This window comes from Dellaglioa sp. CoH-57-MRSF-18 (assembly GCF_056781995.1).
Genome location: NZ_JBXAXX010000002.1, coordinates 305,712 through 328,208 on the forward strand (window position 1 = coordinate 305,712; position 22,497 = coordinate 328,208).

A 22,497-nucleotide genomic window follows, 5' to 3' on the forward strand; every position below is an offset into this window, starting at 1 on the left:
GCTTCTTGTACTTCTTGTACTTCTTGTACTTCTTGTACTTCTTGTACTTCTTGTACTTCTTGTACTTCTTGTACTTCTTGTACTTCTTCATTAGTTTGGTGATTGGTACTTACAAATGCAAGTTCTTCACGTGACAAAACTTCAGGTTTATTTTTAAAAACGGCTAATTCATTTTGAGCCTCATTCTCAGAAACTGATATTTCAAATAATCCTCGAGCTAAAGCGTGCTTGTTATTAGCAACTACATTTATATTTGCTTTTTTTATCTGTTCATTTTTTTCATCAAACACATCAGGCTCTAAATTTGTATTTTGTAATAAAGTATCTTCTTGTTTATTATCTTCGATTACTGAATCTACTTCTGGTACTATTTTTTTAGCTACACTATCCACAGAATATAACGTATTTTCATCATTATTAGATACTTGATTTTCCTCTTCAGCAAAATCATCAAACAGTAAATAAGTATCCTTTGCTTTAGTTAATTGAACTAAAATTTTCCGATACCTTACGTTTTTATTTTGCTTTTTATTTGTAAAAAATGTGGGGATTTGTTTTGGTTTGAAACCTCGAGAATAGCGATTAATTTGTGCTTTTTCACTTTGACTATCTATCTTTGTCTCTTTGCGCGCAAATTTCTCATTGTGATGTGGTTTATTTACATCTTTTTTTAACGTTTTCTTATAAAATGCAGGTCCATCGTAACGCTCCATTAATTTCATCCTAACTATGTAAAAAACTAATTGCAATAACCGCAATTAGTTTTTATAAATCTATATTATGCAAATAATTTGGCTGCCTTCTCAAAATCGAATGCATCACCAACATGATTCATCTTTTCATCTAAAACTAAAATACCATGGACAGTTGGAGCATTAGGAATAGCCAACTCTTGAGCTGAACAAACCATGCCATAACTATCAATACCACGTAATTTACCCGGCCAAATAATAGCCCCAGTTGGCATCATTGCGCCAACTTTAGCAACAACAACAAGCTGACCTTGTTCAATATTAGGTGCACCACAAACGATATCTAGTGTCTCACCATTATTGACTTCAATTTTTGTGATATGCAAATGATCAGAATCAGGATGTTCATTACATTCAGCTACATATCCCACAACAAATTTAGGATCGTCATCGACAACAAGTACATCCTTAAATCCAGCAGCAACGATAAGTTGATTTAATTTTTCTACTTGTTTTTCATCTAAAAAGATTTGTCCGTTACCTACTAAATCAAGTGATTCTTTAGAGATTTCTAGAAAATTAAATCCCAACGTTTCATTCGATTTTTCATTGAAAATACGAACGACATTATTTTTTAATTCTGACTTTTGGTTTTCTACCTCTTCACGTAAAACAACCATTAATGTATCGCCAACGTTCTTTAAATTATAACTTGCTATTAACATATTTATTTATGAGTTCCCTTCTTATTATCACTAATGACTAAGACGTCACATGGCGCATTTCTTAGAATTGCATCTGTTGTTGATCCATTCACAAATCTTTCAACAACGTTAGCCCCTGTTTGCCCAACCATAATTAAATCAATATGTTTTTCTTCTGGTATTTCACGACTTAATAAAACTTTAGAAGATCCATATACTAAAATAGTTTCAACATCAATAACGCCCTTATCTATCGCAATTTGTTTGTAGTCGGCTAAGGTATCATTTAATCGCTTAACTTCAGTTGTAACGTCATCTTCATCTTCAGAAAATGTATTGTCAACACTTCGCTCAACAACATGTACAACTATTAAACTAGCCTCGTTTTTTAAAGTACTCTCAACTGCCTGATTAAATGCACGTTCAGATTGCACACTTCCATCTATCCCGACCATTACTCTTTTATAAACTTGTTCAAACATCACTATCACCCCAATGGTTTAGTCTAATTTGTTCATAAATGATTCGATTTGTTCTTTCGTTTTACGCTCTTTATTCACATAACGATCAAGCTCAACACCGTTATTGTATGCAACAAAACTCGGAATACCAAAAATACCCCAATCTTGGCAAAGTTCAATTTGTTCATCGCGATCTACTTTATAGAATTTAAAATCGGAATACTCTGCTTCAATTTCAGGCATTAATGGTTCAATAAAGTTACAGTCTGGACACCAACCTGCCGTAAAATAAAACAATGATTTACCATTCAATAATAATTCATTTAATTTATCTTTTTCTAAAACTTTTAATTTTTCCAATCTAACTACCCCTTAATGATTGTATCGACAGTTGAACGGTCCAATCCTAAAATTGTTTTTTCAAGTAATTCTTTTGCTGCTTCATAGTCTCTGATTGAGAACATTGTTTGATGCGTATGAATATAACGTGCACAAACGCCAATAACAGAACTTGGAATACCATTATTTGCTGTTTGAGCTGCGCCAGCATCAGTACCACCTTGAGAAACAAAGTACTGATAAGGAATATTGTTATCCGAAGCAGTATCCAATAAAAATTCTTTTAATCTAGGAAGCGTTACTAATCTTGGATCATAAATTCTGATCAACGTTCCTTCACCAAGATGTCCAAATGTTCCCTTTGTTGTTTCAATATCATTTGCTGCTGAACAGTCGACAGCAAAAAATAAATCAGGTTTCAGCATATTTACTGCACCTGGCGTGCCTCGTAGTCCAACTTCTTCTTGAACATTAGCACCAGCGAATAAAGTATTTGGTAATGTTACGTCTTTTAATTTTTCAAGTGTTTCCAGTACTGCAGTACAACCGTAACGGTTATCCCATGCCTTACTAATAATATTTTTACCATTAGCTGTTTTAATTGTTTCAACATCCGGAACAATATAATCTCCTGGTGCAATACCAAACTCTTTTGCTTCACTTGCAGATTCAAATCCACCATCAAATAAAATATCATTAATTTGTGGTGTTGCATTTTGATGATTATCACCACGCAATAAATGAGGTGATACTGAAGAAGAAATTATTGGGTACGTTTGACCTGATCGTGTTGTTAGTGTGAATCGTTGTGAAGAAACAACAAATGGATTCCATCCACCAAGTGGGCGAACTGAAAATAACCCATTGTCATTAATTGCGGCAAGCATGAATCCAACTTCGTCCATATGAGCAGCGGTCATAATTTTAGGTGCATTTATATCTGCATTTTTACGGATACCAAAAATCCCACCCAAACCATCCTGAACAACCTCATCAACATTTGGTGTCATTTTTTCGCGCATTACATCACGTACGTTATTTTCAAATCCACTTGTTGCCTGAAGTTCAGTCATTGTTTTAACTAAATTAAACGTTTTATCATTCATATTAGAGAGCCCCTTTTCATTTTATTGGACGAATTAGTCCCAATTTTGTCTACTCACTTAGCTTAATATTTCTTACTTTATATTATATAATAGTACCATAAAAGAATCCATGAATGTAGCTTAGTTACTATGTAACGGCGTTTTTACAAAAAAAATCTGGAATTTTTATTCCAGATTTTTAGACGTATTAAAATGTGCTTCTAACTTATAGATAGGCTGTCCCTTTTTACTAAATTTTTCTTCATATTCAGTCATGACATTATCTTCAGCTTCAACGCTTGCATGTAAATCAAGCCAAACTTGATCATAACCCATTCCATACTCATTTAAACTAACTAATGAGTATTCAAACAAGCCACGATTATCTGTCTTAAATTCAAGATGACCATCATTTTTCATAACTTTTTCATAGCCTTTTAAGAAACTGCCATGAGTAAGTCGACGTTTGGCTTGTCTTGTTTTAGGCCAAGGATCTGAAAAATTCAAATAAATGCCATCAACTTCATTATCATCAAAAAATTCAGTTACCGAATCACCGTTACCTAAAATTAATTGTAAATTTGGAATTTGTGCTTCAACTTGTTTCTTCAACGTAATTGCTGCAATTGTCGTTTGCAATTCAATTCCGATAAAATTATATTCCGGAAATTTTCTAGCCATTCCCATAATAAATCCACCCTTACCCATACCTATTTCAATAAAAAGTGGTTGTTTTTTCTCAAATCTTGATTGCCATTTACCCTTAAACTGATTAGGTGATGTTACAAGTAGTTCCGGATGTTCTGCAATTAACGGTTCAGCCCATGCTTTATTTCTTAATCTCAACTTATATATCCTCATTTCATTTGATAAAGTAAGTGGGGCTAGAACGTATTAATCGTTTTAGCCCCACTTACTTTTTAATCCATTTTTATATTATATTTTTGTAATTCTATTATTGCCTGATTCATTTCATGAAATCGACTTAATTGATGTGCTTTTTTTATTCGTTGTAATTTTGCTATTATAATGTACCAGTTTATTCTGTTTAATAAATCGTTATTCTCCAATGACTCATGATAACCACTCAGCCAACTACTCCATTGTGTATCTGGAATGTATTCAGACATAACTAAGCTCAAATCCATAGCAGGATCAGCAATTTTTGCTGACTCCCAATCAACTAAATATAATTGATTAGTATCAGACTGTAACCAATTTCGATGATTCAAATCACCATGACAAACTGTATACTTATCCGTTGATAGTTCAGGTTGATGTTCATTTAATTGCTGAAACATTTTTGATAGCAAGGGGTGCTGCTTTAAATCATCACTCAAATCGTCAAAATAATTAGCTAATAAGCCACTAGGTGTGATAACTTCTCCACCAACCTGTCTCAACATATTTTTTAATTGCTTTGAGCGATGAATTTTAGATAATAATTCAGGAACCATTTTTTGATCCATTTCATCAGAATGAAGGTTTCGTCCATTTAGCCACTCTTGTGCAGTTATTGTATCCCCACTTGAGATTCGCTTAGTCCAAATTAATTTTGGTGTAATACCAGCAACTGAGAGCGCAGCTAAAAAAGGTGACATATTTTGTTTCAAAAACACCTTTTCTTGTGCACGTGTACCCATGTATGCAGTGCCTGTATCTCCACCAATTGGTAACAATTGCCAACCGGGATCTAAATTAAAATCCATACTATTATTACCTCTTTTTCCCGACTAAGCTCTGATGCTATAGTTTCATCTTACAAACATCCCTATTATACGTCAAGGATTTTTTTAACTCTGGTAACTAAGTAAACATTAGTAAACAGCATTATTTCCACTAAACTCACCAAAACACCATAACCCATCATTAAAAATTGTCCTGTACCAATATAGATTGCGATATTAAAAAGTACTGCACTTACACTTATAATTGTTAATGTAAACTTTTTGAAATTCTTAATTTGATACTCTTTTCCTTTTGGATATAGTCTAGTAAAAATAATATTATCGTAATGTTTTGCAAAAGGTAACAATTGAAAACCAATCAGATAAATAAATAAGATTAAAAATGCGAGTGCTAGCCAACCATTTGAAATAAATGCAATAATTAGCGCTCCAATTAGAGTTAATCTAATAAATAAGCCACTAAATTCAGTTCCGCGAATAAATCCCCTTGCATATAAAAATGTATAAACATTTGCGTCATCTTTTTTAATATGATTTAAAATGAAATCAAGGTACACTCTTCTCTTAACATTCCCTCTAACCATTGGTACATCAGTAAATAAATTAAAGAAACGGTAAATCCCTAACATTCTATTTTCTTCAAAACTGATTGCTTTTTTCCAATCAAAGATTTCCTTAAATCCTTTTGCAGCTAGCTGATTTAAAACAAAGCTACTTAAAATAGCAACGATAAAACTCAGAATAAACGTACCATATAATCCAAGGATATAAATCAAAATAGGCAATAAAATATTAACTAATTTGATACTTCCCCAACTAAACCGGTTATTTTGATATTTTTCAAGTAATGAAATGACTAACCAATTATTTTTCAAGCATAGTTGCGTTAAAATCAAGAAAATAATATTGATTACTGAGATTTTCATTCCAATCATCATAACTGGGATAAGTAACACAATAAATCCAACTTGCATTAAGCTGGCCATAACTGTTGAATAGCGTTTTGCCTTTTTTAAATAACTAATTAATGCATGTTCCTGTGGTAAAAGAAAAACAATATCCGCTTCTTTTAATAACGTACTTAAACGGCCGATTTGTAAAATCACCAGTAATCCAATCACTAATGCAGGCCGATACCAAACTAAATTAACAGGCATCACCTTTAGCCCATTTGAATAAGCCAAACCAAGTCCACCAACAAAAAACATAATTGCAACAACAAAATGATCATTCAAAACATATCGTAAATATTTTAATAATAATAACTGATGACTTTTTAAACGTGTTGTCCATAAGTCTTTCATTTTGTTACCTCTTCCTTAGTTAAACCAAGATAAATTTCATCTAAGGAAGCATCTGGATTCTTATAGGCTTGTCTTAATTCAACCATTGTTCCTTGTGTTTTAATTTCACCTTTATTCAGTAAAATGAACCAATCGCAATACTTTTCAGCTGTGGCTAAAACGTGAGTTGACATTAAGACACTTGCGCCACGCTTCTTTTCAGCAACAATTAACTCTAATAAATCGTTAATTGCTAAGGGGTCTAGCCCGAGAAATGGCTCATCAATAACATAAAAATCAGATTCTGTTAAAAAAGCACAGACAATCATAACTTTTTGTTTCATCCCTTTTGAAAAGTTAGCGGGAAACCATTCTAACTTGTTATCAAGTCTAAATATTTTAAGTAATTCATTAGCTTTTTTCCATGCCTTAGTTTCATTCAATCCATAAGCCATCATTGAGAGTTCAATGTGTTCTTTTAATGTTAATTCTTCATAAAGAATAGGCGTTTCAGGAATATATGCTAAATGTGATTTATAAGCCTGGCTATCTTCCCTTAAGGTTACGCCATTTAATTTAATAGTTCCTTTTTGCGGGGTTAATAACCCAATTATATGATTGATTGTAGTCGATTTACCTGCACCATTTAAACCAATTAAGCCAACGACATTTCCAGGTTTAACTTCAAAAGAAATATCTTTTAAAACTGGTATTTGAGAGTAACCACCCACTAAATTTTTAACTTCTAATGTCATTTTCTAATTCCCCATTTACAATTTATTTATGCCTTTAATTATATCATATTATGGTGAATTATCATTCATGATGTATAATAAAAGTATTAACTAACTTTGAAAGAAGGCAAACATATGACTGACTGTATTTTTTGTAAAATAATTGCCAATGATATTCCTAGTTTCACCGTATACGAAGATGAAGACATTAAAGCATTTCTTGATATCTCACAAACAACCCCAGGCCATACACTTGTTATTCCAAAAAAACATGTTGCTAATATTTTTGAATATGACCAAGCACTCGCTAGTAAAGTTTTTTCTAAAATTCCAATGATTGCTTCCGCAATTAAAGTAAGCAATCCAGATATTCAAGGGATGAATATCGTCAATAATAACGGTGAACTAGCTTACCAATCTGTTTTTCACTCACATTTTCATTTAATTCCTAGATACTCAACAAAAGATACTTTTAAAATGTCATTCAAGGATAATTCCAAGAAGTACACATCCGAGCAACTTGAATCAATTATGATGTCAATCAAGAATAAGATTGGAGAAAAATAATGTCAAAAACACTTAAACGAATTAGTTTGTTATCAATTATTGGTGGGTCAGCATACTATGCCTATAACCATAGAGATGAACTTATTACTTTTGTTGCAGATAAAAAAGTTCAGTTAAAAGCAGATTTTTCTGACTATCAAAATGATATCAATCGCGTAACTAATTCATCAAAAAAATTGCAGTATGCTACAGATCATCTGAATACGATTATCGAAGAAACATTACCCATCGTCGATTCCATTAGCAATCGTATAGAAAAGTTTACTTATGAGATCGAGCCAAATATCAATAAAATTAATAAAAAATTAGAAAAGTATCAATGAATTAGGCTTTTAAAAGTTTGATTTTTTTGTGAATTTTCGGTCATTTACTTTCATTATATGATAATTATGTTATATTAAACGTATTAGTCTTTCATTGAGAAGACAAAAAATTTAAGAAATAGGATGTGTTAGGTTATGAAAAAATGGCTTGTTGCTTTAGCCGGCGTACTATTAACATTTACATTAGCGGGTTGTGGGAGCTCAACAGTTGCAACTACTTCAGGTGGTAAGGTTACAGAAAGTGCTTACTACGATAGTTTGAAGAAAACTTCAAGTGGTACATCAATTTTACAACAAATGATTTTGAACAAAGTATTGGAAAAACAATATGGTGATGATGTTTCTGATAAAGAAGTCACAAAACAATACGATACTTATAAAGCTAAATATGGTTCAAGTTTCTCATCTGTCTTATCACAAAACAGTATGACAAAGACTAGTTTTAAAGCAGAATTACGTTCTAACTTACTTTTAAAAGCTGCTGTTAAACATTACAGTGATTTAAGTTCTACAGCTGTAGATAAGCAATGGGAAGAATACCAACCAACTATTACAGTTCAACGTATTCAAGTTGCTTCAAAATCAGATGCAGAAAAAATCATCAAACAACTTGATGAACAAAAGACTGCTAAAAAGTTAACTGACAAATTTACTGCATTAGCTAAATCAAAATCAACAGATACAACTTCTGCAAGTACTGGTGGTACTTTAGCTGCATTTAACAATACAGATACAACACTAACAGCAGAATTTAAAAAAGCTGCATTTGATTTAAAACAAGGTAAATATACAACTACACCTGTTAAAACAACAGCAGGTTATGATGTAATCTTGAGTGTTAAAAATGCTGGTAAAGGTAAAAAAGCCGATCACATTTCTGACTTAAAAGAACAAATTGTTACTGAAACTATGGCTGACTCAACTAAATTACAAAAAATTGTTGGTAAAGTTCTTAAAAAAGGTAACGTATCAATCAAAGATGATGACTTGAAAGATGTTCTTTCAAGCTACTTATCATCATCTTCTTCATCTTCAAAATAAATACATCAAAACATCAGATTATATCTGGTGTTTTTTTTTCGAAAAAAATATCTCAATGGAATTTATCCATTGAGATATTTTTCAATTTAATTATTTGTTACATTACTGTCAGCATGTGGTTTATAGAAATTTCGACCATCCATACCAAATATACGTTCAGAAAATTCGCCCTCTTCTGTATGAGCCAATGACCCTTTCAACATTTGAATTGATGCATCAATATTATCAATTTGATGTAAAACATCTGCTTCAATTAAATGAGGTTGCACTGGTGAACCATACTCTAGTAACCCATGATGCGCAAGAACAACGTGACGTAATAAAATCATGTCTTCTGTCTGAAGATCAATTTTTAATTCACCTGCTGCTTTAACAATTTCTTCATCAATTAATACAATATGCCCAATTAAATTTCCAGCTAATGTATAAGTTGTTGCCACAGAACCTGATAATTCGATTGTTTTTCCTAAATCATGTAAAATCACACCTGCGTAAAGTAATGGTGCATTAATCACATCACCATATTCGGCAACAATTGATTTAGCTAATCGCAACATTGAAAGTGTATGGTAGGCTAACCCACCAGAAAATGCGTGATGATTTTTCTTTGCAGCGGGATAACTGAAAAAATCATCATGTTTTTCGGCAATGAGATATCTTACAATTCGATTCCAATTTGGGTTTGTAATTTCAAAAATAGCTTTATTAAATTCTTCTTCCATCTCATCTTTTTTCATTGGTGCACTAACGACAAATTGACTCGGATCATTAGGTTCACCCTCTTCAGTCAATCTAATATGATAGATTTTCATCTGTGGATTATTTTGGTAAACTTCACGTTTTCCTTTTATAAAGGCAACTTTACCCGTTTGAAATTGTTCAATTGCCTCTGGCGTTGCATCCCAAAGCTTAGCGCTAATTTGGCCTGAACTATCTTCAAAATTAAATGCAATAAATTGCTTATTATTCTTTGTATTTCTAACTTCTGCACTCTTAATTAAAACAAATAATGCTACGTTTTCGTCAACTTTATATTCAAATATTTTTTTCTCTTGTGCCATGTCCATCCTCCTATAACTTAATTATTTTATCGTTATCAAATCCAGTTAATCCTGAATCATCTGCCGTTAAATAAATAATTTGAACTTTTTTACTTATTTCTCGTATTAGTTTTAAAACGGCATTTTTTCTGTTTTTATCAAAATTAACAAACCCATCATCAATAATTAATGGTAATTCGATTGATTTATTAATTGTCATGATTAAAGCAAATCTAAGTGCGATATATAGCTGCTCTGCTGTTCCTTGTGACAATTCTCCCACTTCAAATGATACCATATCAGAAGAAACGACGGTTAATAATCCTGATATATTATTTATTTGTGTAAAATGGCCTAATGTTAATAGTTCAAAATAATGATTTGCTAATTGCAACATTTGTGGCATTCTAACCCCAGAAGAGTCTTTTAATGCCTCGTTAATCCAATTAATAGTTAACTTTTGAGTTAACCATTTATCAGCTAATTCACTTAAAATTGTAACTTTTTCAGCCAACTCTTGTCGAAGTTCTGTATAATTCCCTTCTGCCTTCAAAGTCCGTAATAACGTCTGTTGATCAATAATCTCCTGATTAATGTTCATTATACTATTTTGCAATTGTTTCAATTGTTCTGTAAGCTCATCTAATTGTTCATCTAAACTTTCTTTCGTTTCAAATCTAGCAAGATTTTTTCTAACCTCCACAGGAAGCTGCTCATTAATTGTATCCAATTTAGATTTGTCTTGAACAAATTGCTTTTGTAAATCGTAATTTTTTTCAAATTGCTCAATTGACGTTAAATGATATTGCGTTAATATTTCATTAATTTGATTAGAAATATCAGCAGTCACATTATCTTCATGCTTTTGTTGTTCATTTAAATAGCCCATTTTATTTTTTATTGATTGTGATTCAGCAATTAAAGGTTGTAATTTATCATTAAAGCCTCTAATTCTAGCTAAACTATCTGCCATATCACTTTTATTTAGTGCTAGAAAACTATCAGCAAAATCTGTCTGATTCAAATAATTTTTTATCTTGTCAGTTAACGTTTTAATTTCTGCTGATTTTTGACTAATTTGATCTGTTATAGACTGTATTCGACTTAAGTCATTTTGAATTGAGAACCACTGATTCTTTGGAAAATCATCTAAAACGTATTGAATTTGATAATCCGTTAATTCAGTATCAGTTTGTCTCAATTGTTCGTCCAGTTCACCTATCTTCAATTGATTTTCATCAATTTCTGCAGTAATCATTTGTCTTTTATTTTGTATTTGCATCAGAGCATCACTACTTGATTTATCCTTAGAATTAGACTGCTTAAATACAATTATGGTATATACAACTATCATAATATCTAGTATCAATCCCATTATTTTAAACGGCATTGGTAAGATCATACTTAGTACAAATAGTATAACACTTACCCCTACTAAGATACTTTGTTGTGTAGACCATTTACTTTTTTGTACTTGATTTTTTTGATCAATTGATTGATTTAAATCTAAAATATCTTGTTTTTTCGTCAATTGCTTTTGTTCAATTTCTTGAAGTATTCGTTTATTGCTCTCTTCAGATTTAATTAATGTGACAATATTTTTAAAATCATCAGGATCAAACGCTATTGGAACTTTTCCGTTGATATTTTGATATTGCATCATTAACCGTTCTTGTTCTGTTAATAGTTGGTTTAAACTCGTCTGTTCTAATACAACTTTATCTAAATATTGTTGATTATCAGCTAATTGTTCAAATAATATATCAAAATCAACTTTATTGTTTTCATAAAAATTTATTAAATTTAATGCTGCTAAATTTTCTTTTTCATCAACTACACTCTGATTAATCGATTTTAACCTTTCATTATTTATCTTTTGTTTCTCTAGTAAATTTTGTATTTTTTGATAATTATCAACAGAAATCATAGCATCTTCATCAGTTTGTTTTAGCTTATCCGTCAACTCATTAGATTGTTCATATATTGACCAATTTTGCTTTAATTGTTCGTAGCGTTGGTAATCTTTGGTTAGATTATATTGTGTTGTTTGTAGCCCTTTAATTTGTTCCCTATTTTGATCTAACTTTTTTTGTGTCTCAACATATTCCGGAAATTTCTGTTTGGCAATATTTATTTTATTAACTAAATCATTGTATAACGCAATTTCCTTATTTAACTCAGTTACACGACCTGCTGGCTTATAGACGTGATCGGCATCTTTTTGAATTTTTTTAGTTAATTCTAACCATTCTTGACTACCAACTGCTCCCATCGTCGTTAGATACTCATTTAAATCTTCATTCGTTAAATTAAATACTTGGTTTAACGCCTGCTGATTAAATGAAAATACTTGATTGTATAAATTTTCATCGACTGGATTTAGCCATTCATGCAGCTTACTACTAGCTACTTTCATCCCATCATCACTTTTAACAATAGATACCTTGCCACCAGATTTACCTTGTGTACGAGTTAGTCGATAAGCATCGTTACCAATTAATAATTCCAACTCTCCACCATATGTGGATGAGTCTTTAGGCAGATATTGTTGGTACTTCTTTTTCGCATTTGCAAATCCAAATAACATACTCAATACGAATGCTGTTAACGTCGATTTACCTGCTTCATTCAGACCAAAAATAACCTGATTCGTTTGATTAAAATCAAACGTTTTATCATGCCACTTCCCAAATCCGTAAATTTTAACTTTAGTTATTTTCATCTATATGACCCTCTATCGCTTGATTTTCATGAAGCAATGTTTTTGAATTTTCTTGTAATTCTACTAAATGTCCCGTTTCTAATAAGTACGTATTAAGTTCCGGAATTTGTAATAATTTATCAGCGAGTTCAGTCATTCCATCATCAGTAAAAACACGTTTTGCGCTTTCTTCCCAGTATTGTTGATCAATTGATTCAAAAGCTACCTTTTTATTAATCACCGTTTTAATTTTAACAATCCAATAGTAATTATCTGGCATATGTTTTTGAATCCAAGCAGTTAATAAATCACCATTTTGAATGCGATTTACTAGGCTATCACTAAAATTATCTAAATCTGTGATTTGTATCACTATTAAATATGATTTATCTTTAGAAAAAAGTTGGCATTCAGCGTCAATCTTATCAATAGCATCTGATAGTGAATCAATTTTTGCCATTGAAATATTAACTGTTTCCCAATCAATTGTAGATGACGTTATAAATTTGGGAACCAACTTATTTCCATCACTATTCACTAGATAAAACCCTTTATCGCCTGATTCTTTACGGTGCCGACCTTGTGTATTTCCAGGATAGATAACTGGGGGTTGTTCATTCAAAATCTGTCTTACATGAATATGACCCAATCCCCAATAATCATAATTTTTCTGTAATAATTCTTTAACAGTAAATGGTGCATAACTTTCATCTGATATTGAATTTATACCCTCATTTGCCCCATGGATAAGCCCAATATGCCATTTCTCATCACCACGAACAGGATAATCAACGATTTTTGATGGTTCCCATCTATGTGCATAACTAAACCCAGTTAATCGAACTTCATCGCCATTTTTTAAAATGTGCGTCACTGTTTCAACTTCACTTGTAAATAAAGTTACATTTGATGGAAAAGTTAAATGATCTTGAGCATTATCAGAAAAATCATGGTTACCAAAACTCAAATAAACATTTATTCCGGCCTTTTGCAGTCGTTCACACTGACTAATTAACGTTGTTTGTGCCATAATACTCATCTCAGATGAATCATATAAATCCCCAACTAAACAAACAAAGTCTACTGATTCTTCAATAGCCGTATCTACGAGATTACTCAAAGCTTTAAATGTTGACTGATAAATCGAATCCATTAACTGACTTGGTACATTTTTTAATCCTCCAAAAGGACTATCTAAATGTAAATCAGCTGCATGAATAAATTTCATCTTCCCACTCCTTTATAAAAAAAAACCTGGTACAAAACATAATTGCTTTGCTTCCAGGATTTTTATTCGAATTAATTATGATATAAATCTTGTATTGGTTTTGTGATAATTGAATTAACTTCATTCATAATTTCACTTAAAACTTGTTCTTTAACCATTAAATCTTTGATTGTATCAAAATCACCGATTTTTTCTGAAAGATTATGAGCATTTTCAAGTTCTTCGTCTGTCATTTCTTCACCATTCATTTGTTTTTGTTGCAAAGACATTTGAATTGTTTGAAATTCTTTAAATAATTTATATGCAATTTCATCTTCTTGCATTTTTGTATAAGCTGATTTCAAAGCCTTATATTCTTCCGTTTGACTAAGATCTTGACTCATTTGGTTCGCTGTATCATAAATATTAACAACCATTTCTGATTCCTCCAATAATAATTTATATTAACTTAATTAGTGTATCATTTTTATCCATAATTTGCATTGATTTGTTCTAATTTCCAAACATCCCATTAATACTATCACTGAGCCATTTTTGGGCTTTTTTAGCAGAATCAGATAATTTATTTTTTATTTCATCTGTTTGCTTTTCTACTGATTCTAAAATACCATCTCCACTATCATTTGAACCGGTATTATTTGCTAAAGTAGTAGCAGATTTCGTTGAGAAGCTTGTCTGAGCAGTATTAGGTAATATACCTGACATTTCGCTTTTAAATAAGGAATCAACGATATCCCCACTTGAATTTCTTAGGTAATGAGTATCATCAGTTTGATCAAAACCAACCCATGTTGCGACAGTAATGTCTGGTGTATATCCAATAACCCACTGATCTTTCGTCCCATCTGTAGAACCTTTTTTAGCCTCTGTACTTCCCGTTTTACCAGCAACTGTATATCCAGCTGGGACAGCAAGTTCGCCAGTTCCTCCAGTTTCAAAGACACCCATCATCATACTTGTCATCGATTTAGCTACCTTACTACTCATAACTTTAGTTTCACTATTGTCTGAATTATTAACAATCGTTTTACCAGAAGCATCAACAATTTTAGTAATAAAATGAGCCTTTTTTTGAATACCACCATTAGCAAACGCAGTATATGCACTAGCCATTTCGTAGGGTGAGACACCAGTAGTTAAACCACCCAAAGCTAAATCTAAGTTTTTGTCCGAACTTTTAACCGGTATACCAAATTTTTTAACAGCATCGTATCCTTTATCAACACCAATTTTATTTAACAACCACACAGCTGGCGCATTTTTACTAAGTGCCAATGCCTTATACATTGGTATTTTACCTGCATATTGATTGTCGTAATTATTTGGTGAATAATTATTTGATCCATATGATTGTTTTTTATCTTTTAATTCAGAATCATAAAAATAGCCATCTTCTAAAGCAGGCATATATACGGCAATTGGTTTTAGTGTTGACCCCGGTTGGCGGTTAATCTGAGTCGCTCGATTATATCCCCTAAAAACGTGTTTACCTCGTCCACCAACAACTGCTGTCACACCACCATTCGTTGAATTAATAGCAATTGATCCACCCTGAGCTTTTGTCCCATCATCAGCATCCAAAGGGAACAAGGTAGAGTTATCAAATGATGTTTGCATAGCTTCTTGATGGGTCTGATCCATCGCCGTATAAATTTTATAACCACGATTCATAATATCTGATTCAGTTAACCCATAATTTTTAATTGCTTCACTAATAACGGCATCAAAATAATAAGGATATTTATAACCTGATTGATAATCGTACGTATCATTTAATGTAATACCCGTCTGCTTAGCACTTGATAATTCTGCACTAGAGATTTTTTTATTTTCATACATAACATTCAGAACAACATTACGCCTTTGTTTAGCTGCAACAGGATGATCTATCGGATTATATGCCCCTGGCGATGTTAACATACCCGCAATAACTGCAGCCTCACTAACAGTTAAATCTGAAGCACTTTTTCCAAAATATTTTTTAGAGGCATCTTGAACACCCCAAACGCCATTACCAAAATATGCATTATTTAAGTACATCGTTAGAATGTCTTTTTTTGAATATACTTTTTCCGTTTCAATTGAAATAAATATTTCTTTAGCCTTACGACTATAAGTTTGCTCCTGTGACAAGAATGCATTTTTAACAAGTTGTTGCGTTATAGTACTTCCGCCACCACTAATTGCACTACTTCCAGTTAATCGATTTTTAACCAATGAAACCACAGAACGTGCCATCCCTTTGATTGAAAATCCATATTCATGATAAAAATTACGATCTTCTGATGACAGTACAGCATTTTGAATATTGGGTGAAATCTTATTTAATGAAACGTAAGTACCCTTTTGAGAGTATAACGATCCTGCTTTATCGCCATCTTTATCAAAAACCTCAGTTGATTGTTGTAAAGCAGCTTTTAACCCACTAACATTTGTTGTTTTGGCTACATAAGTTAAATACGCACTCGAACCTAAAATAATTGCTAAAATAAAAATAGTCAACCATTTCCAACCATGCACAAATTTCCATCCCTGTCGAAACCAATTTTTAAATTGAATTAGATGTATTACAAACCAATTTTCATTTTTAGTTCTTTTATTTTCATTTTTCATTAGTTGTCCCCATATTTAATCTTAATATCATTTATTATTTTACCATAGCAATATTATAAAAAGTAAATTAGCCTTTTTATTATGATATTTTTAAATATTTAAAAAAAGACTAAGAAATGTAGATGTTATCTACTCCTTAGTCTCACAGTATTTTAAATTAAATTATCTGGATTTGCGTGTTCAGTAAAAATATCATAGACACGTTGTGCGGCCTGCTCATCTGAACTAATAATCATAATTGTATCATGTCCCGCAACAGTTCCAACAATATCCGGGAAGCCAAAATCATCGATAATTGCTGCCAGTAAATTACCGTTACTTGGAATCGTTTTAACAACATTCATAAATTGGATTTTAGTAATATTAGTAACGACTTCAAAAATAATTTCAAATAAATGAACTTCTTCACTTAAATTACCTGACTTAAAAATTGCGTATCTCAAATCACCTTGTTCATCTTGAGCTTTAACAATTTTCATTTCACGAATATCTCTAGAAATAGTCGCTTGAGTCGCCTTAATATTCACATGTTCCAATTCTGAAATCAAATCATCCTGCGTTGCAATTACTTTTTTATTAATTAACTGTTCAATTTTAGCTTGACGTATCTCTTTCTTCATAAGAATCCCTCTTTGAATGAGTATTTATTCTTAGTATAGCAAAAGAAATATGAATACTGAAATAATACGCTTAATTTAGGACGATTTTATTCATTTTATTGAATTTTGATTCAAATATAAGCATACCTGAATCTCTAATAATATAACCATCTAACACTAATTTCTGAATAACTCGTCCAACGGTTTCACGCCGCGTTCCACTAATCGTCGCAATATCTTCATGTGTAATCACATATGGGATTCGCAGACTATTCTCACCATGTTTATCGGCTAGATTCTCACTTAAATACTGTAACACTTGTGTTATCCGGGTTGTTGTATTACTACATACGGTTCTTAACCTTAACACTTCTGAACAATTTAAAATATTATCAATTTGCCCAAATAAGTACGCAGAAACTTCATAATGTGTTTTGATTAAATTCTCAATAAGTTCAACAGGAATCTTAGCGACCGTCGCTAGTGTAGCAGCACGACTTGAAACAGTATAATATTCACTCTGTAACATTCCACCAATTGGAAATATTTGTTTCGATGTAACATACATATAATTTTGAAAAATACCAGCTCGATCACCACGTTCAATTTTAACTAATCCATCCAAGACAACATAAATAAAATCACGTTTATCATTCATATCAAAAATAGTATTTCCTTTTAGAAATCTTTTAAATGTAATTTGTTCAAAACAAGCTCCTTGTTCATCCTCACTTAAACAACCAAACAACTCATGGTCAGAAAATTCTGATCGATACCTTTGTCTTTCTTTTTCTGTAATCATCCCTTTACTCCCTTAATACCTATATTTATGATATATAACTATCAACACTATCAGATTAAATATAGAATGTCGATTTATTTTTTCGGATTTTGGAGACCCTGGTTTATTTTTTTGATTCACTGATAGCTCTAAATCATTAATCTAACAGTACCAAAATGATAAAAATAAACTGGTCGTATTCGCACATCCATTTTGTGTTCAAACGCACAATCATCGTTAAAAAGTACATCTAACAATATTTAGATAAAATAAAAAAGTTAACAATTAAGTCAACTTTTTTATTAATTACATTTCTTTTGGTGCATTTACGCCTAATAATCTTAATGATTCTGTTAAAACGACGCTCACACTTTGAACGAGTGCTAAACGAGCTAATTTTTGATCATCTTCAACTAATATCTTTGAATTTGCATAGTATTTATTAAATGCTCTTGATAAATGAATAGCGTATTTAGCAATTACTGATGGTTCATATTCTTTAGCTGCACGTTTAATTATTTTAGGGAAGTCACCAAGTAACTTAATTGTATCCCATGCAGCAGGATCAGAAAGTTCATTGTTACTTTCACTAATTGAAACATCACCCGCTTTACGAATAATACTTTGTGCTCTAGCATTTGAATATTGGACATAGGGACCTGTTTCACCTTCAAAACGAACAACTTCTTCTAAAACAAAATCAAAATTATTCATACGTTCATTCTTTAAATCATGGAAAATAACAGCCCCAACACCAACATCTTTAGCAACTTGTTCAGCATTTGGTAGGTCAGGATTTTTATCTTGAATTTGTTTTTTAGCAAGGCTTGTAGCATCATCTAAAACTTCTTCAAGTAAAATAACACGTCCTGAACGAGTCGATAATTTCTTACCACCTTGTGTGATTAAGCCAAATGGAATGTGGTGCATATCATCTGACCAATCATTACCCATTTCCTTTAACACAGCCTTTAATTGTCTAAAATGGTTAGCTTGTTCATTTCCGACAACATACAATGACTGTACAAAATTATACGTCCGTTTACGGTAAATAGCAGCAGCTAAATCACGAGTAATATATAAAGTTGCCCCATCTGTTTTTTGAATCAAGGCAGGGTTTAAATCGTATTTTTCAAGATCAACAATTTCTGCGCCTTGGCTTTCTTTTAACAAATTTTTATCTTTTAACATTGTCACAACTTCGCCCATTTTATCATTATAAAAGGCTTCCCCTTTAAATGAATCAAATTGGACACCCAGCATATCATAAATTTTATTGAAAGCTGATAATGATTCTGCACGGAACCAAGTCCAAAGTTCGATTGCTTCTTCATCGCCATCCTCGAGCTTTTTAAACCATGCACGAGCTGCAACATCTAACTCTGGATTTTCTTCTGCTTCTTTATGGAAACGAACGTAGTATTCAAGTAATTTATTGATAGGATCAGCTTTAACTTCTGCTTCACTACCCCATAATTTATAAGCAGTAATTAACTTACCAAATTGAGTTCCCCAATCGCCTAAATGATTAATTTTAATTGGATTATAATTAATTTTAGCCAAGATGTTTGCAATTGAATTACCAATCACAGTTGAACGTAAATGTCCCATTGAAATAGGTTTAGCAATATTGGGTGATGACATATCAATTGGTACGTTACCATCATGACCAATATCAGATGCGCCATACTCACTGCCATTTGAAAGCACTTGTTCAATAATATCTTGACTAAATGCAGCCTTATTCAAGAAAAAGTTAACATATGGCCCAACTGCAGCAACTGACTCAAATTGACTTTGATCAATTTTCTCTACTAAGTCTTTAGCAATCATCTGAGGTGCTTTTCTAAATGCTTTAGCTAATGCAAAAGCTGGAAATGCATAATCCCCCATATCAGAACTTTTTGGTATTTCAATTTTGGCAATAATTTCTTCTTCAGTAAGGTTTCCATCAACGATAGCAACCAATGCTTGTGCAACTTGTTGTTTATAATTCATTATCCATTCCTCCTAAAATTGTATAAAAAAAGCCCCTTACAAATAATTATGTAAGAGACGAGAATTCCCGCGGTACCACTCTAATTGATTAATATCCACTCAAAATATTCAGTTATTTCTAAAAAGTACGATTCAACTAACGCTTTTATCTAGCTTCCATCAACCTAGACTTGCTTTAAAATTAATTAGTTTACTAGCTTTTATCATCGAATTTATAGTTTGATTGTAACAAATTAATATTATAAAAGATAGTGTTTTTAGAATTTAGGTTTGCTTTTGGTGAAATATTTCTTTACGACATCCCTTGAATCTGTCAATCTTGTAACATTATCATCAAAATGAATTGATACAAAAGAATAATACACAAGATCGACTGCATATAATTGAGCAATTAAAGAAGTAGTCGCTGCACTTCTGAATTTTTTATTTTCTTCACTATCGTCATGTTCTAAAATAATATTAGCTAATTTGGCCAATGTACTTTTTTTATTATGTGTTAAAACGATAACTTTTATTTTTTGTCGATTTGCAAGATTTGCTAACTTAATTGCATCCGTATTTTCCCCTGAATTTGATATCAAGAATAAAGTTGTTCCTTCTTTTAGTTGCGATAATCCAACGGCAATTAGATGTGTATCAAGTGTTTCTATAACAGACTTACCAACTCGAATAAATTTTTGTTGGAAATCTTTAGCTACAATTTCTGATGCTCCAATTCCATACGCATAGATTATTTTTGACTCTGCAATAACCTTCGCAGCATTAACGACTTCCTCATCTAATGTTTTATTTGATTCCTCAATCGTATGTTGTATCCGCATGGTTAATTTTTGTTGTGTCGTCACTAAATCATCTTTAGGATTAATTTCCTCGAGCATTGATTTATCATCTTGGATTTCTGCTGATAATTCTAATTTTAATCCTGGAAAACCAGTATCACTAATACTTTTTCCAAATCGCGTTATTGCTGCAGTGCTGACACCTACCACCTCTGCCATACTCTGTGTACTCATTCTTATTACTTTCTGAGGGTGCTCTAAAATAAACCGTGCTATTTTTCGCTCTACCTTTGTGTATTTATCCATATTTGCTTGTATTGTGTACAAATAATTACCCATACTTCTTACCTCTTTTTATGGTATGTCTTATGCTTCTGTCTCAATCATAGCATCTTTTGGAATACCAAAAAAGAATGTTAAAATAAATCCGCCCGCATATGCCGCAAGCAATCCAAGAATATACCCAATCCAGTGTCCATTACTTATTAAAGGTATCAATGCTACCCCAGAAGGTCCTATTGCAATAGATCCAATATGACCAATCCCACCAATCACCGCTCCACCGATTCCGCCACCAAGACAAGCAGTAATCATTGGTCGTCCTAAAGGTAGTATAACCCCATAAATTAATGGTTCCCCAATTCCTAGAAATCCGACTGGTAGAGCGCCTTTAATTAAATTTGTTAATTTTTTATTTTTACGACAACGAACCCATAATGCAATTGCTGCCCCTACTTGTCCAGCTCCTGCCATTGCTAAAATTGGCAATAATAATGTTGATCCAGACTTAGCAATCATTTCAAGATGAATAGGTGTTAAAATTTGATGTAATCCTAACATTACCATTGGTAAGAAAAAAGTCCCTAAAACAAAACCAGAAAATGCACCACCAACTTCTAAGACCCAGTTAATTGATGTAACTAAAGAATTCGAAACAACCCCAGCAACTGGCATTACTAAGAAAATTGTCATCATTCCAATAACAAATAATGATATTGTCGGTGTTATAATAATATCTAAAGAATCCGGAATCCATTTATGCAATCTTTTTTCTAAAATAGCTAATACCCACACTGCAAAAATAACACCAATAATTCCACCCTGTCCAGCACTTAGTGCCTGACCGTTAAAGATATTATGGAGAGGTGCTTCAGGGGTTACCCCACTCAGCAAAGTGACAGCGCCGATAACACCACCAAGTCCTGGAGTGGCACCAAATTCACTGGCACTATTTATCCCTACATAGATAACTAAATAACTGAAAACACCATTTTTAATAACATTTAAAACTGCAATAAAATCTGTCCAGCTCGAACTTAAATCCCCTGCAACCATCATATTTCCAAGGACAGCAGCCAATCCACCAATCAATCCTGCTCCAACAAATACAGGAATTAGTGGAACAAAGATATTTGAAATTGCTTTAAGCACCTTTTTTATTGGCGTTTGCTTTTGTTTAGCTTTATGTTCTGCTTTTACTTTAGCAGCTTTGCTCTCAACCAATTCTTTATCAGTCATTTGAGTTGATTGTACTACGTTCTTCAAAGGGAAAGGTTCGCCTAATTTAACCCCTACTTGTCTTACCATTTCATCTGCAACTTTGTTGACTGTACCAGGTCCAACTACCACTTGCAAAGTATCATCTTCAACAACACCCATGACACCATCGATATTTTTCAATTTTTCAATATCTACTTTATCTTCATCCCTAATTGTCATCCTAACTCGAGTCATACAATGAATTAATTTTTCAACATTGTCTGGCCCCCCTACATTATCATAAATTTCATTTGCAATTTTTTCGATTTTTTTGTCTGCCATAATTTAACCCCTCCAAATAT

At 32.2% G+C, this 22,497-nt stretch carries 22 protein-coding genes; 3 read left to right on the forward strand and 19 right to left on the reverse strand.

What is annotated here, in order from left to right:
• The 9 genes from AC1RPG_RS03335 to AC1RPG_RS03375 form a co-directional block, all read right to left on the reverse strand.
• Window positions 1-713, reverse strand: a 713-nt coding sequence (locus AC1RPG_RS03335) for a hypothetical protein (RefSeq protein WP_481762407.1), incomplete at its 3' end; no start/stop codon positions are given.
• A gap of 65 nt (window positions 714-778) precedes the next feature.
• Window positions 779-1,417: a YtpR family tRNA-binding protein gene (ytpR, locus tag AC1RPG_RS03340; RefSeq protein WP_481761194.1), complete on the reverse strand. Its 639-nt coding sequence runs from the start codon at window positions 1,415-1,417 to the stop codon at window positions 779-781.
• Between the two features lie 2 nt (window positions 1,418-1,419).
• On the reverse strand, window positions 1,420-1,878 hold the full coding sequence (locus AC1RPG_RS03345) for a universal stress protein (protein WP_481761193.1): 459 nt from the start codon (window positions 1,876-1,878) through the stop codon (window positions 1,420-1,422).
• Window positions 1,879-1,896: 18 nt separating this feature from the next.
• Window positions 1,897-2,217 (reverse strand): thioredoxin family protein, encoded by a 321-nt coding sequence (locus AC1RPG_RS03350; protein ID WP_409022701.1) that lies wholly within the window; start codon window positions 2,215-2,217, stop codon window positions 1,897-1,899.
• 5 nt (window positions 2,218-2,222) lie between these two features.
• Window positions 2,223-3,302, reverse strand: a complete 1,080-nt coding sequence (gene pepA, locus AC1RPG_RS03355; RefSeq protein WP_409022702.1) for a glutamyl aminopeptidase — start codon at window positions 3,300-3,302, stop codon at window positions 2,223-2,225.
• A gap of 165 nt (window positions 3,303-3,467) precedes the next feature.
• Complete coding sequence (gene trmB / locus AC1RPG_RS03360) at window positions 3,468-4,127, reverse strand: tRNA (guanosine(46)-N7)-methyltransferase TrmB (RefSeq protein WP_409022703.1); 660 nt, start codon at window positions 4,125-4,127, stop codon at window positions 3,468-3,470.
• Between the two features lie 74 nt (window positions 4,128-4,201).
• Window positions 4,202-4,990 (reverse strand): phosphotransferase, encoded by a 789-nt coding sequence (locus AC1RPG_RS03365; RefSeq protein ID WP_481761192.1) that lies wholly within the window; start codon window positions 4,988-4,990, stop codon window positions 4,202-4,204.
• 65 nt (window positions 4,991-5,055) lie between these two features.
• A complete protein-coding gene (locus AC1RPG_RS03370) occupies window positions 5,056-6,273 on the reverse strand; it encodes an ABC transporter permease (protein ID WP_481761191.1) in 1,218 nt (405 codons plus the stop codon).
• On the reverse strand, window positions 6,270-7,007 hold the full coding sequence (locus AC1RPG_RS03375; protein WP_481761190.1) for an ABC transporter ATP-binding protein: 738 nt from the start codon (window positions 7,005-7,007) through the stop codon (window positions 6,270-6,272). The genes AC1RPG_RS03370 and AC1RPG_RS03375 overlap by 4 nt, the downstream gene beginning before the upstream one ends.
• Before the next feature lie 114 nt (window positions 7,008-7,121).
• Here AC1RPG_RS03375 and AC1RPG_RS03380 point away from each other — a divergent pair, with 114 nt between their 5' ends.
• The 3 genes from AC1RPG_RS03380 to AC1RPG_RS03390 all read left to right on the forward strand — a co-directional run bounded on the left by AC1RPG_RS03380 (window position 7,122) and on the right by AC1RPG_RS03390 (window position 8,917).
• Window positions 7,122-7,553 (forward strand): HIT family protein, encoded by a 432-nt coding sequence (locus AC1RPG_RS03380; protein ID WP_481761189.1) that lies wholly within the window; start codon window positions 7,122-7,124, stop codon window positions 7,551-7,553.
• Window positions 7,553-7,876 (forward strand): hypothetical protein, encoded by a 324-nt coding sequence (locus AC1RPG_RS03385; RefSeq protein ID WP_481761188.1) that lies wholly within the window; start codon window positions 7,553-7,555, stop codon window positions 7,874-7,876. The genes AC1RPG_RS03380 and AC1RPG_RS03385 overlap by 1 nt, the downstream gene beginning before the upstream one ends.
• 135 nt (window positions 7,877-8,011) lie before the next feature.
• Window positions 8,012-8,917, forward strand: a complete 906-nt coding sequence (locus tag AC1RPG_RS03390; RefSeq protein ID WP_481761187.1) for a peptidylprolyl isomerase — start codon at window positions 8,012-8,014, stop codon at window positions 8,915-8,917.
• Between the two features lie 86 nt (window positions 8,918-9,003).
• On the opposite strand, the gene AC1RPG_RS03395 is transcribed toward AC1RPG_RS03390, so the two are convergent.
• From AC1RPG_RS03395 to AC1RPG_RS03440, 10 genes are all read right to left on the reverse strand, one after another.
• Window positions 9,004-9,978, reverse strand: a complete 975-nt coding sequence (locus AC1RPG_RS03395; RefSeq protein WP_481761186.1) for a 3'-5' exoribonuclease YhaM family protein — start codon at window positions 9,976-9,978, stop codon at window positions 9,004-9,006.
• Between the two features lie 10 nt (window positions 9,979-9,988).
• Window positions 9,989-12,679, reverse strand: coding sequence for an ATP-binding protein (locus AC1RPG_RS03400; RefSeq protein WP_481761185.1), 2,691 nt, complete (start codon window positions 12,677-12,679; stop codon window positions 9,989-9,991).
• Window positions 12,666-13,886, reverse strand: a complete 1,221-nt coding sequence (locus AC1RPG_RS03405) for a metallophosphoesterase family protein (RefSeq protein WP_481761184.1) — start codon at window positions 13,884-13,886, stop codon at window positions 12,666-12,668. The genes AC1RPG_RS03400 and AC1RPG_RS03405 overlap by 14 nt, the downstream gene beginning before the upstream one ends.
• 71 nt (window positions 13,887-13,957) lie before the next feature.
• The gene (locus AC1RPG_RS03410; RefSeq protein WP_481761183.1) at window positions 13,958-14,302 is read right to left on the reverse strand and encodes a YlbF/YmcA family competence regulator; all 345 of its coding nucleotides are present in this window, start codon (window positions 14,300-14,302) and stop codon (window positions 13,958-13,960) included.
• A gap of 76 nt (window positions 14,303-14,378) precedes the next feature.
• Complete coding sequence (locus AC1RPG_RS03415; RefSeq protein WP_481761182.1) at window positions 14,379-16,499, reverse strand: PBP1A family penicillin-binding protein; 2,121 nt, start codon at window positions 16,497-16,499, stop codon at window positions 14,379-14,381.
• 152 nt (window positions 16,500-16,651) lie between these two features.
• Complete coding sequence (locus AC1RPG_RS03420) at window positions 16,652-17,119, reverse strand: arginine repressor (protein ID WP_409022715.1); 468 nt, start codon at window positions 17,117-17,119, stop codon at window positions 16,652-16,654.
• A 70-nt stretch (window positions 17,120-17,189) separates the two neighbouring features.
• Entirely contained in the window at window positions 17,190-17,900 is a 711-nt protein-coding gene (locus AC1RPG_RS03425; protein ID WP_481761181.1) for a Crp/Fnr family transcriptional regulator, read from the reverse strand.
• A gap of 285 nt (window positions 17,901-18,185) precedes the next feature.
• A complete protein-coding gene (gene argS, locus AC1RPG_RS03430; RefSeq protein WP_481761180.1) occupies window positions 18,186-19,877 on the reverse strand; it encodes an arginine--tRNA ligase in 1,692 nt (563 codons plus the stop codon).
• A 257-nt stretch (window positions 19,878-20,134) separates the two neighbouring features.
• Window positions 20,135-20,995, reverse strand: a complete 861-nt coding sequence (locus AC1RPG_RS03435) for a MurR/RpiR family transcriptional regulator (RefSeq protein ID WP_481761179.1) — start codon at window positions 20,993-20,995, stop codon at window positions 20,135-20,137.
• 27 nt (window positions 20,996-21,022) lie between these two features.
• Window positions 21,023-22,477, reverse strand: coding sequence for a PTS transporter subunit EIIC (locus AC1RPG_RS03440; RefSeq protein WP_481761178.1), 1,455 nt, complete (start codon window positions 22,475-22,477; stop codon window positions 21,023-21,025).
• Between the last annotated feature and the right edge of the window lie 20 nt (window positions 22,478-22,497).